The sequence below is a fragment of the Streptomyces sp. NPDC043726 genome (genome assembly GCF_056436565.1).
Window position 1 is genome coordinate 362,326 of record NZ_JBWKCI010000003.1, and the last position, 13,057, is coordinate 375,382.

General features: G+C 69.7%; 8 protein-coding genes. 6 read left to right on the forward strand and 2 right to left on the reverse strand.

The features are described 5' to 3' along the window. The first annotated feature begins 14 nt into the window (after positions 1-14). The 6 genes from AC068Z_RS10625 (at position 15) to AC068Z_RS10650 (ending at position 10,160) form a co-directional block, all read left to right on the forward strand. Positions 15-1,703 carry a VWA domain-containing protein gene (locus AC068Z_RS10625; RefSeq protein WP_478554258.1) on the forward strand — a complete coding sequence of 563 codons (1,689 nt, stop codon included), beginning with the start codon at positions 15-17 and terminating at the stop codon, positions 1,701-1,703. Positions 1,704-1,822: 119 nt separating this feature from the next. Next, entirely contained in the window at positions 1,823-3,541 is a 1,719-nt protein-coding gene (gene metG, locus AC068Z_RS10630; RefSeq protein WP_478554259.1) for a methionine--tRNA ligase, read from the forward strand. A 93-nt stretch (positions 3,542-3,634) separates the two neighbouring features. Then, positions 3,635-4,000, forward strand: coding sequence for a PH domain-containing protein (locus tag AC068Z_RS10635; RefSeq protein WP_478554260.1), 366 nt, complete (start codon positions 3,635-3,637; stop codon positions 3,998-4,000). A gap of 117 nt (positions 4,001-4,117) precedes the next feature. Beyond that, complete coding sequence (locus AC068Z_RS10640; RefSeq protein WP_478554261.1) at positions 4,118-5,614, forward strand: polysaccharide pyruvyl transferase family protein; 1,497 nt, start codon at positions 4,118-4,120, stop codon at positions 5,612-5,614. A gap of 87 nt (positions 5,615-5,701) precedes the next feature. Further along, the gene (locus tag AC068Z_RS10645; protein ID WP_478554262.1) at positions 5,702-8,746 is read left to right on the forward strand and encodes an FG-GAP repeat domain-containing protein; all 3,045 of its coding nucleotides are present in this window, start codon (positions 5,702-5,704) and stop codon (positions 8,744-8,746) included. Positions 8,747-8,759: 13 nt separating this feature from the next. Further along, positions 8,760-10,160, forward strand: coding sequence for a VCBS repeat-containing protein (locus AC068Z_RS10650; RefSeq protein WP_478554263.1), 1,401 nt, complete (start codon positions 8,760-8,762; stop codon positions 10,158-10,160). Positions 10,161-10,176: 16 nt separating this feature from the next. On the opposite strand, the gene AC068Z_RS10655 is transcribed toward AC068Z_RS10650, so the two are convergent. Both AC068Z_RS10655 and aspS read right to left on the reverse strand, forming a co-directional pair. Continuing rightward, positions 10,177-11,091, reverse strand: coding sequence for an intradiol ring-cleavage dioxygenase (locus AC068Z_RS10655; protein ID WP_478554264.1), 915 nt, complete (start codon positions 11,089-11,091; stop codon positions 10,177-10,179). Between the two features lie 120 nt (positions 11,092-11,211). Next, entirely contained in the window at positions 11,212-12,975 is a 1,764-nt protein-coding gene (gene aspS, locus AC068Z_RS10660) for an aspartate--tRNA ligase (RefSeq protein WP_478554265.1), read from the reverse strand. Positions 12,976-13,057: the final 82 nt, after the last annotated feature.

The window sequence follows — 13,057 nt, forward strand, 5'->3', positions numbered from 1 at the left end:
GAAGGGTTGCGCACATGGGCATTCTCACTCTCCTGCGGAACGCGTTCGGCCGCGGCCGTAAGGGCCGCACGCCCGAGGCAGAGGGTGCGGACACGACGCCCAGGGCCGAGGTCACGACCACGACCACGCCCGAGGCCCAGACCGACCACCCCCAGGTCCCGGAACCCCGCCAGTCGACGGACTCCGAACACGAACTGGTATCAGCAGCCTTCGACAACGTCACGGTCCCGAAGCAGGCAGAAGGAGAACCGCCGGCACCTGAGCCGACGGTTTCTGAGCCGACGGCGCCTGAGCCGACGGCGAAGGCCGAGCCGGTGGCGGAGGCTGAGCCGGTGATCGAGGCCGAGCCGGCGGCGGAGCCGAAGCCGGTGCTGGAGGAGAAGCCGGAGCCGGTCGCGGAGGCTGAACCCGAGCCGGTGCTGGAGGAGAAGCCGGAGCCGGTGATCGAGGCCGAGACGCCGGTCGCCGAGGCTGAACCCGAGCCGGTGCTGGAGGAGAAGCCGGAGCCGGTGATCGAGGCCGAGACGCCGGTCGCGAAGGCTGAACCCGAGCCGGTGCTGGAGGAGAAGCCGGAGCCGGTGATCGAGGCCGAGGCGCCGGTCGCCGAGGAGAAGGCCGAGCCGGTGGCCGAGCCTGAGCCGGTCGCGGAGGCTGACCCGGAGCCGGTGAGCGAGCCCGAGCCGGCCGCGGAAGCGGAGCCGGTGGCGGCGGAGCCCGAGCCGGTGCTGGAGGCGAAGGGTGAGCCGGAGCCGGTGGCCGAGGCCGAGCCGACGCCGGTCGTGGAGGCCGAGCCGACGCCGGTCGCTGTGGTGGAGGCCGAGCCTGAGCCCGTCGTAGAGGCGGAGGCGGAGCCTGAGCCGGTGGCGGCGGCTGCACCCGCTGCGGAACCGGTGATCGACGAGCCCGCGGCCGCCGACGGCGAGGACGCCCCGCAGGGGCCACCCGCACCCGACCACGAAAGCCGCACGGGTGGTGCGGGTGGGAACAACCCGGCCGAAGGCGAAGCCGAGGCCGAGGAGCCGCAGCCGACCCCCTCGGCAGCCGCCACCACCCTCGCCCGCCTCAAGACCCGCGCCCCCGGCCTGGCCACCGCCTACCGCGCAGCGGCAACCGCGCTCAAGAAGAACGACCTCACCGGCACCCGCGCCAAGACCTACCTCGTGCTGGACCGCTCCGCGAGCATGCGCCCGTACTACAAGGACGGCTCAGCCCAGGCTCTCGCCGAGCAGACCCTCGCCCTCGCCGCCCACCTCGACGACGACGCCACCGTCCACGTCACCTTCTTCTCCACCGAGCTCGACGGCACCACCGAGCTCACCCTCACCGACCACGAGAACAAGATCGACGACACCCACGCGGCCCTCGGCCGCATGGGCCGTACCAGCTATCACGTGGCCGTCGAGGAAGTCGTCACGCAGCACCACAAGAACACCCCCGCCGGCACCCCCGCCCTCGTGATCTTCCAGACCGACGGCGCCCCGGACGCGAAGACCCCCGCCACCCAGGCCCTCACCGACGCCGCCAAGAACCACCCGGGCATCCACTTCGCCTTCGTCGCCTTCGGCGAGCACGACAACAAGGCCTTCGACTACCTCCGCAAACTGAAGACCGACAACACGTCCTTCTTCCACGCCGGCCCCACCCCCCGCGAGCTCACCGACACCGAGCTCTACACGGGCGTACTGGAGAACTGGCGCCCGTAACGCCGTACACACCACCGAGGCCGCCCCTTCCCACCCCTCAAAACGGGAAGCGGGCGGCCCACCCATGTCGGCTACGATTTCAAGGTTCGAAAAACAACCGACCCGGGAGCAGCCAAACCATGGCTCGACACCTCATCACCAGCGCCCTTCCGTACATCAACGGGATCAAGCACCTGGGCAACATGGTGGGGTCCATGCTCCCGGCGGACGTGTACTCCCGGTACCTCCGCCAGCGCGGCCACGACGTCCTCTACATCTGCGCCACCGACGAGCACGGCACCCCCGCCGAGCTGGCCGCCAAGGAGCAGGGCCTGCCGGTCGCGGAGTTCTGCGCCCAGGCGCACGACGCCCAGAAGGCGGTCTACGACGGCTTCGCGCTGGCCTTCGACTACTTCGGCCGCAGCTCCAGCGAGCAGAACGTCGAGATCACCCAGCACTTCGCCCGCAAGCTCCAGGAGAACGGCTTCATCGAGGAGCGGGCGATCCGCCAGGTGTACAGCCCGGCCGACGGCCGCTTCCTCCCGGACCGCTATGTCGAGGGCACCTGCCCCCACTGCGGCTACGACAAGGCCCGCGGCGACCAGTGCGAGAACTGCACCCGGGTGCTCGACCCCACCGACCTGATCAACCCGCGCTCGGCGATCTCCGGCTCCACCGACCTCGAGGTCCGCGAGACCAAGCACCTCTTCCTCCTCCAGTCCAAGCTGGAGAACGAGGTCCGCGAATGGGTCGCCCGCCACGACCAGCAGTGGCCGCACCTGGCCTCGTCCATCGCCCACAAGTGGCTCACCGAGGGCCTGCACGACCGTGCCATCACCCGTGACCTCGACTGGGGCGTCCCGGTCCCGGCCGACACCTGGCCGGAGCTGGCGGCGGAGGGCAAGGTCTTCTACGTCTGGTTCGACGCCCCGATCGAGTACATCGGCGCGACGAAGGAGTGGTCGGACCAGGACCCGGAGAACCGGGACTGGAAGGCGTGGTGGTACGACGTCGACCAGGACGTCCGCTACACGGAGTTCATGGCGAAGGACAACGTCCCCTTCCACACCGTCATGTTCCCGGCGACCCAGCTCGGCGTGCGCGAGCCGTGGAAGAAGGTCGACTACGTCAAGGCCTTCAACTGGCTGACGTACTACGGCGGCAAGTTCTCCACCTCCCAGAAGCGGGGCGTCTTCACCGACCAGGCCCTGGAGATCCTCCCGGCGGACTACTGGCGCTACTTCCTGATCGCCAACGCCCCCGAGTCGGACGACTCGTCCTTCACCTGGGAGCACTTCACGGCGACGGTGAACAAGGACCTGGCCGACACCCTGGGCAACTTCGTCAACCGCGTCCTGTCCTTCTCCAAGAAGCGCTTCGGCGAGGAGGTCCCGGCGGGCGGCGAGCCCGGCGAGGCCGAGGCCCGCCTGGGCGAGGAGATCGCGCGCCTCCTCGCCGAGTACGAGGAGCACATGGAGGCCCTCCAGTTCCGCAAGGCCGCCGCGGCCCTGCGCGCGCTGTGGTCCGCGGGCAACTCCTACCTGGAGGAGAAGGCCCCCTGGCTGGAGATCAAGACGAACCAGGAGGGCGCCGCCCTGACCCTCCGTACGGCGATGAACCTGATCCACCTGTACGCGGTGGTGTCGGAGCCGTTCATCCCGTCGACGTCGGCCGCCATGCGCCAGTCCTTCGCCCTCACCGACGACACCGCGACCTGGGTCTCGGCGGACGAGGCGAAGTCCCTGGCCTTCGTACCCGCCGGCACCGCCTTCACCGTCCCGCCGGTCCTGTTCGCCAAGCTGACGGACGAGGACCTGGAGACGTACAAGGACCGCTTCGGCGGGGACACAGCCGCGTAACAGCCCTTCTCGGACCCCCCACTCACCAGATATATCTGGCCATGATCACGCGGCCGGCCCAGGCCGCGTGACATTCGAGTGGGGGGTCCTCTCATGGCTCTTTTCGGCAACGCACACCCGATCGACCCGGCGCAGGCCGCGCAGGACTACGCCAAGCTGCTCGGTCAGGGGGAGACCGTGCACACCGCCTACCTGCTGATCCGCGACACCATCCTGTTCACCGACCGTCGCCTGATCCTGGTCGACAAGCAGGGCATCACCGGTAAGAAGACGGAGTACCACTCCATCCCCTACCGCAGCATCACCCACTTCGCGGTGGAGACGGCGGGCACCTTCGACCTCGACGCCGAACTGAAGATCTGGGTCTCCGGCACGCAGATGCCGATCACCAAGACCTTCACCAAGGGCGTCGACATCTACGAGGTCCAGGCGATCCTGACCCAGTACGTGGCGCGCTAAAGATCCACATTTCGGCGGACGGTGACACCTCTTTCACTATTCATTCACTTGCATATAGTGTTCGCTTCACCCAGTCACCGTCCGCCTCATCGGCGACGAGCAGCATCAAGGACCGCCGTGAAGCGCATATTGATCCGATCCGGAAAGAGCCCCTTCCGGGTCGCCTCCCCGACCGAGTTCATCCACCAGGACCTCATCGGGACGAACACCGGCAATCTGCTCTTCAGCGACTCCGCCCACAAGATGCTGACGACGCCCGGCACCGAGGTCACGTCCAACGGCATCCGCACCATTCACACCGCCGAGCGCGCCGCGGAGATCAACGAGCAGTACGACGTCTTCGTCGTCCCCCTCGCCAACGCCTTCCGCCCGCAGTTCCAGGCTTCGCTCGACCGGCTCTCCAAGCTGATCGAGCAGCTCACCATCCCGGTGGTCGTCTTCGGCTGCGGCGCCCAGACCACCGACGACTACGCCACCGACCAGCTCAAGCCGATGGAAGCCTCCGTGAAGCGCTTCCTGAAGGCCGTCCTCGACCGGTCGGCCTCCATCGGCGTCCGCGGCGAACTCACCGCCGGCTATCTGCGGGACCACGGCGCCCCGGCCGACAGCGTCGACATCATGGGCTGCCCGTCGATGTTCCTCTACGGCGAGACCTTCCCGGCGATCCGCGCCACGGAGATCACCGCCGACTCGCGCATCGCCATCAACATGTCGCCGAACGCCCGCCCGGTCGGCCCCATCGCCGGCATCGCCGAGTACGGCCACGCGCACTACCCGAACTTCACCTACTACGCGCAGAACACCGTGGACGCGGAACTGCTGCTGTGGGGCGACACCACGCCCGAGTCGGGCGCCCGGGACCCCTTCCCGAAGATGCTCACCCACGACCTGCTGCGCGAGAACAAGGTGCGCATGCCGCTGGACCCGGCGACCTGGATCGACGAGCTGCGCGGCTACGACTTCGCCTACGGCACCCGCATCCACGGCAACATCGCCGCCCTGCTGGCCGGCACCCCCGCCGTCGTCCTCACCCACGACTCGCGCACCCTCGAACTGTGCCGCTACTTCGACATCCCGCACCGCGCGCTCTCGTCGCTGTCCGCCGACACCGACCCGCGTGACCTGTACGAGGCCGCCGACTGGTCGGCGATGATCAAGGGCCACGGCGAGCGGTTCGAGCGCATCACCGCGTTCCTCACCCGCAACGGCCTGGACAACGCCTACCAGCACGGCGACGGCGGTGCCGCCTACGAGGCCCGCGTCGCCTCCCTGGACCTCCCCGCCTCGATGCAGGTCTGGGACGGCACGGAGGACGGCCAGACGCGCTACCGCATGAGCCGGCTGCGGGAGCGGATCACGGTGTCCGAGACCAAGCTGACGACGGCCACCAAGCAGAACAGCGACCTGCGCGCGAAGCTGACCGCCGCCGAGAAGCGCGCGACGGGAACGGCCGAGCGGCTCGACGCCGCGGTCAAGCAGCTGGAGGCCACGCGCAAGCAGCTCGCCGCCATGGAGCGGCGCGTCGCGGGCATGGAGAAGCGTGTCCTGGTCCGCCTCGGCCCGGCCCTGCGCCGCCGCAGCCGCAAGCTCTCCGGCTCCACCGACAAGGGCTGACGCCCGCCGCCTTGACGGTGATCAACCGCTGGTAGCATCCGTCCACTTGTGCGAGGGCGGGGACCCTCGCGGGGGAGGGAACCTCACGTGGGCAGACACGCCCTGAGACGGGGCGGTCTGGCCGCCGCCGTCTCCGCACTGGTGGTCGCCGTCGCGGCCACGTCCGTGATCGTCCTGACGGACGGCACCGACACAGCGGAGGCGGCCGAGGCCGCAACCACCAGGATCGCGCTCAGCGATCCCAGCTCCGCCACTCCGCGCGATGACCGCCCGTTCGTCGCGGGCGAGAGCGGCTATCTGCACCGGGCGGACGGTTTGGCGGGGCTGCTGTGGACGGACTACGCGACCGGTGACACGGTCACCGTCAAAAACGCGGACGGCGGCGTCTACAGCCCGACCGACACCTGCGAGTGCCGTACGGCCCGGTACGGATCCGACGCGGACCTGGTCGCCCTGCCGTCGGCGGCGGCCGCCGCGTCCGTCACCCTCTGGGACCCGGCGACGGCCACCTCCAAGGCGGTGACCTGGACCAGTTCCGGCGAAGGGTATTACCGGGCCCTGGCCGGGGACACCATCGTCACGAACTACTCCCTGATCGACTTCGTCGACGGTGCCCAGCGCACCCGCAGGGTGACCGGTGAGTGGACGAACATCCAGGACAAGGAGATCGTCGCCGCGGACTCCAAGGGCGTGCTGTGGGCGCGTAACGGCGGCATCCACTACATCGACGTCGACTCCGCCGTGAACACCGAGGTGTTCGCCGGCGACGCCGATGACTACGTGATGAGCGAGGACCGCGTCGGCTGGTACGACCGCGGCACCGGCGAGCTGCACCTGAAGTCCCGTACCGACCTCACCGCCCCGGAGCAGGTCGTCACGCTGCCGTATCCCGACGAGACCAACGGCGAGCCGGTCCTGGTCGGCGACTGGCTCGTGCTGCCGTCCGGCCTCGAGGTCGTCGCCCTCTCGCTCACCGACGGCTCCACGCGGACGCTGCTGTCGAACGCGGGCGAGTACGCGCTCCCCGCCTCCGGGGGCGCCCTCGTCACGGGCGGCACCGGAGCCGACGACTGGTGGCTCCAAAGGGTGAGCCAGGCCGCGGACGGCACCCCGGCACTGCAGAAGCTGTACCGGGTCCCGGCTGCGGAGAAGGCCAAGCGGGGCATCGCGCTCAGCCGTGGCAGCCTGCGTGTCGTCGACTCCGGCCGCTACACGACCTTGCGCTCCCTGACCACGAACGGTTCCACCGTACTGACCGCGACCGCCGCCGTGGACAGCGCCCAGCTCTCGTCCAGAGTGGTCTGCCGCCAGGAGGGCAGCACCACCTGCGTCCCGCTGTGGGGCAACACCGGCACCGAGCCGGACGACGTCTACCTCAGCACGTTCGCTGACGTCGGTCTGGAGAACGCCGACCGGGTCACCTCCGTGGCGGGCAGCGACCTGGAGTTCGGCACCGCCGGCGGCAGCATCGTCGACGTCTCCGACGACTACGCCGTCTACACCTCCGGATCCACCCAGTACGTCGGCGAGTTCGGCCAGGGCCAGCAGTTGAAGCGGTCGGCACGCGCCGCCGCCTTGAACGGCCCCACCCTGTGGAGCGCCACCACCACCGCCGGCAAGCTGACCTCGTACAGCCTCACCACCGAGAAGACCCTCGCCACGGTGACCGTGCCGGGCCTCGGCTGTGTGCCGAGCGAGCTGCAGGCGGCGGGCCGCTGGGTGTACTGGGCCTGCGGGTCGGCCTCGGCGGGCGTGTACGACACCAAGGCCGGTACGGCGAAGGCAGTCACCCCCGGTGACGTGCTGCTCGCTGACGGCTTCACGGTCCGCCACGACCACGCGGCCGCGACCCTGGTCCTGACCGAGGCGGCCACCGGCACCACCCGGGTGATCGCCTCCGGCCTGCCCGACAGCGGCGTCGCCCTGGACCGCCGCCACCGCTGGACCGTGGACGAGTACACGGGCCTGGTCGCCTGGTTCGACCTGTACGAGCGCACCCAGGTCACCACCACCGGAGTCACCCCGTCGGCGGTGACGGCGCTCCGGGCGGAGACCGGCGACCTCGCGACCCCGTCGACGGCCTGGCAGGGCGACTGGCTGCTGTCCCGCCCGGTCAATTCCTGGTCGCTCACCCTGACCTCCGTCCAGAGCGATGCGAACGGCAAGGCCACCCGCACGATCACCGGCGGCGCCGCCTCGGCACGGGTGTCGGTGTCCTGGAGCGGGAAGACGGTGAGCGGGAGCTGGTTCCCGACCGGTGAGTTCCGGTGGACGCTCAAGGCCATCGGCGTGGGCACCACAACGCCGGTCACGGTGACGTCCGGCGAGGGCTTCATGGAGCGGGGCGCGCCCGTCCGGCACGACTTCACCAGCCCCGACGGCCCCGACGGCCGCGGCGACCTGCTCACCCTCAGCTCCTCGGGCAGCCTGACCTGGCACGCGGGCACCGGCACGGGCAAGTTCGGCGAGAAGAGAACCGGCACCGGCTGGCCCACCACCGTCAAGGTGATCCCGTTCGGCGACCTGAGCGGGGACCGCTGCAACGACGTCCTCGTACGGCTGTCGAGCGGAGCCCTGCGCCTGTACAAGCCGGGCTGCTACACCACGCCCAAGCCGTCGACGTCGTACACGACCCTCGCCTCGAGCGGCTGGACCCAGTACGACGTCCTGACCTCCCCGGGTGACCTGACCGGCGACGGCCGCCCGGACCTGCTGACCCGCAACGCCTCCACCGGCACCGTCTACCTCCACAAGGGCACCAGCACGGGCAAGCTCTCCGCCCGCGTGAAGCTCTACGACAACTGGAAGACGTACAAGAAGATCGTGGGCGTCGGTGACATCACCGGCGACGGCAAGGCGGACCTCCTCGCCCAGGACAAGGCCAACACCCTCTACCGCTACGACGGCAAGGGCGACGGCACCTTCGCGCCCCGCGTGAAACTGTTCAGCGACTGGGGCGCCTCGTACAACGCGGTCGTGGGCGTGGGCGACATCACCGACGACGGCAGAGCGGACCTCGTCTCCCGCGACGCCAGCGGCAATCTGTGGCGCAACAGCGGCGACGGCAAGGGCTCCTTCGGCTCCCGGACGAAGATCGCGACCGGTTTCGGCGGCTACAAACTCCTGTCCTAGAGGGGATGTTCAGATGCGCAGATGGGGTATGGCCGCGTTGCTGGCGGCGGGGCTCACGGTGGGCGTGCTGAGCCCCGCGCAGGCGGTGCACGGCGCGGTGCCGGGGGACTTCAACGGCGACGGGTACAAGGACGCCGTACTGCCGGCGCCGGGGGCGAACGTCTCCGGCAAGGAGGCCGCGGGCGCGGTGGTCGTGCTGTACGGCTCGAAGTCGGGGCTGACCGCGAGCAACCGCAGGACGATCACGCAGAACACCTCGGGAGTGCCGGGCACGGCGGAGGCGTACGACGGGTTCGGGGCCGCCACCGCCACCGCCGACCTGAACCGGGACGGCTACGCAGACCTGGTCGTGGGCTCGCCTTACGAGGACACCTCCAAGGGGACGGACTCCGGCGCGGTGACGGTGCTGTGGGGCAGCAGGAGCGGACTGACGAGCGGGACGGATCTGCCGTCGCCGTCCGGCTCCCCGCACCTGTACGGGCAGGACATCGCCGCGCTCAGTCTGGGCGCGGCGTCCAAGACCTGGGCGGCGGCGGCCGGTTACGACGCGTCCGTGCACTTCACGGGCCCTTTCTCGCGCACCGGCACCTTCGGCGTCGGCATGCTGAACATGGACACCGGCTCCCTGGAGTCCGTCACGCTCGGCGACTTCGACGGCGACGGGGTGCCCGCCCCGGCCGTCGTCACCGCCCGGGACGGCGACCTGACCGGCGGCCGCATCTACACCACGTTCGCGTACGGGACGGAGCTCGCGGGCAACGGCCTGATCGCCGCCACCGGCGACGTCAACGGCGACGGTTACGCCGACCTCGTGGCCGGCGACCCGGACGAGCCCGCGATCGAGGGCACGGACGGCGCGAAGGGCGGCCGGGTCCTGGTCTGGTACGGCTCCGCCAACGGCATCTCCCACGCCACCGAGCCCGTCCAGCTCACCCAGAACACCGCGGGCGTGCCCGGGGCGAGCGAGAAGTACGACGCCTTCGGCGGCGGTCTGACGGTGGCCGACCTCAACGGGGACGGCCTCGCGGACATCGTGGTCGGCGCACCCTACGAGGACGTCGGCAGCGTCCAGCGCGCCGGTGCGGTCACCGTGATCCCCGGCCGCGCCTCGGGCGCCCTGGGCACCGGCGCGTACACCTTCACCCAGGACACCTCGGGCGTCCCGAGCGTCTCCGAGGCCGACGACTTCTTCGGCACGACGGTCTCCTCCGGTGACGTGAACAAGGACGGCCGCCCGGAGCTGATCGTCGGTGCCGTCGGTGAGAACAACTCCACCGGGGCGGTGTTCGTGCTCCCCGGCGGCTCCACCCGCCCCACGGGCACCGGCGCCCGCGTCTTCACCGGCCCCTCGCTCGGCCTGACCCAGGACAACGGCACTCTCCTCGGCGGCAACGGGCTGCTCGGGATCATCTGACGCCGGTGCCGAGGGGTCAGGTGCCCGTGTTCGTCGTGTCCGGGTCGACGCCCATCGTGATCGAGCCGGTGACGCCCTTGGCGATGTTCTTCTTGCTGTACTTCAGCCTGAGGAGGCCGCCGGTCGTGCCGGTCTGGTCGTAGATGGTGTCCTCCGTCAGCGTGGTGCGCTCCGTCGTGCTCGTGGAGTAGGGGTCCACCTCGGCCGAGGCCAGGACCGACTCCTCGTCGAAGAAGAACTGGCCGGTGTGGCAGGTGTGGCCGCCCTCGTAGCCGGCGTCCGTCCACTCGCCGTCCACGTGCACCTTCGTGTGGATGTGGACGCAGCGGCCCCGGTACCAGCCCGGGAAGATCGTCCTGAACGTCACGCGGCCGTGCTTGTCGGTCTTCCAGGTGCCGCGCAGATAGCGCTCGTCGTCGGTGGGCTCCTCGTGGATCCCGCCGCCGGTGCCGCCGGAGGGCGGCTCGCCCGTGGGTGTACCGGACGGCATGTCGCTCGGGGCGTCCGTGGGGGGCGTGCCGCCGCCCGTCGACAGACTCTCGTAGCCCGAGTAGATGCCGAGCGCGTCGCAGTGCCAGATGTCGACCGCCGCGTTCGCGATCGGCTCGCAGGTCTCGTTGTCGATCACCTTGAGATTCAGGACGAGCGGGATGCCCTCCTTGTCCTCCGTGATGTCCCGGCGGATCTTGTCGGCGTCGATGTAGTACGGACCCTCGGTGGTCTCCGAGGTGAGCCTGTAGCAGGCCTCGGCCGCCGACCCGGACTCCGAGGCCGTCCCGGCCGTCCCGCTCGTCTCGTCCGCGAAGGCACCCGCCGCGAGCGTGCCGCCCACGCCCACCGCCGCCACCGCACCCGCTCCGGCGACGACGACCTTACGCCGCGTCAGGTCCCGCTTGTGTTTCGGCTCTTGGGCCGTGTGGTTTCCCGTCATGCCCGCCGACGTTAGGTAAGACGCCTGTAAGGAGCGTGGGTGCGGGCTGTGGCCGGCTGTGAAAGCTGAAGGGCCCGGAACCGTGGAATACGGCTCCGGGCCCTGCGGCTCAGGTGCTCACTACTTCGGCTGCGGCTTGCGCACCGTCAGGTGCAGTTCCTTCAGCCGGGCCTCCTCCAGCTCCGTCGGCGCGCCCATCATCAGGTCCTGGGCGTTGCCGTTGAGCGGGAAGGCGATCGTCTCGCGGATGTTCGGCTCGTCGGCGAGGAGCATCACGATGCGGTCCACGCCCGGGGCGATGCCGCCGTGCGGCGGGGCGCCGAAGCGGAAGGCGCGCAGCATGCCCGCGAACTGCTCCTCGACGGTGTCACGCTCGTAGCCCGCGATCTCGAAGGCCTTGAGCATGATCTCCGGCTCGTGGTTCCGGATCGCGCCGGAGGACAGCTCGACGCCGTTGCAGACGATGTCGTACTGCCAGCCCAGGATGTCCAGCGGGTCCTGGGTCTCCAGGGCCTCCAGACCGCCCTGCGGCATCGAGAACGGGTTGTGCGAGAAGTCGATCTTCCCGGTGTCCTCGTCCTTCTCGTACATCGGGAAGTCCACGATCCAGCAGAACCGGAAGACGTTCTCCTCGAAGTGACCGGCGCGCTTGGCGGCTTCCACCCGCACCGCGCCCATGATCTTCGAGACCTCTTCGAACTCGCCCGCGCCGAAGAACACGGCGTGACCGGCGGACAGCGACAGGCGCTTGGTCAGCTCGGCGACGTTCTCCTCGGTCAGGAACTTCGCGATCGGGCCGGTCAGCGAGCCGTCCTCGGCCACCCGCACCCACGCCAGGCCCTTCGCGCCCAGCGAGACGGCGAAGTCGCCGAGCTGGTCGAAGAACTTCCGGGGCTGCGCGGAGACGTCCGGCACCGCCAGCGCGCGCACGTGCTTGCCGGCGAAGGCCTTGAACTCGGAGCCCTCGAACACGTCGGTGATGTCGACGAGCTCCAGCTGGGCCCGCAGGTCCGGCTTGTCGGAGCCGTACTTCAGCATCGCCTCGCGGAACGGGATCCGCGGGAAGGGGGAGGTGACGTGCCGTCCGTTGCCGAACTCCTCGAACAGCTCCGTCATGAGCTTCTCGATCGGCTGGAAGACGTCCTCCTGCTCGACGAAGCTCATCTCGACGTCGAGCTGGTAGAACTCGCCCGGCGAACGGTCGGCGCGGGCGTCCTCGTCACGGAAGCAGGGCGCGATCTGGAAGTACCGGTCGAAGCCGGAGATCATCAGCAGCTGCTTGAACTGCTGCGGCGCCTGGGGAAGGGCGTAGAACTTGCCCGGGTTCAGGCGGGAGGGGACGACGAAGTCGCGGGCGCCCTCGGGGGAAGTCGCCGACAGGATGGGGGTCGCCATCTCGTTGAAGCCGAGGGCCACCATCTTCGAGCGGATCGAGGCGATCACCGCCGACCGCAGCATGATGTTCTTGTGCATGCGCTCGCGGCGCAGGTCCAGGAAGCGGTACTCCAGGCGCCGCTCCTCGTTGACCCCGTCCTCGGCGTTGATCGTGAACGGCAGCGGGGCGGCCGCGCCGAGCAGCTCGACCTCGCCGACCTCGACCTCGACCTCGCCGGTGGGCAGGTCGGGGTTCACGTTGTCGGTGCCACGGGAAACGACCTTGCCGTCCACACGGACCGTGGACTCCTTGGACAGCTTGTCCAGGGCCTCGTAGGCGGCGGTGCCGGGGCGGGCCACGAGCTGCGTGATGCCGTAGTGGTCGCGCAGATCGATGAAGAGGATGCCGCCCAGGTCGCGCCGATTGTGCAGCCAGCCACTCAGCCGGACGTCGGTGCCGACGTCAGAGGCGCGGAGCTCGCCGCAGGTGTGGGACCTGTACCGATGCATCGTCGTTCATCCAGTCTTCGCGGATCGGGGTCGAGTTTCACGTGAAACACCCCCAGCGTACCGGGCAAGCGGCACCCCCTTC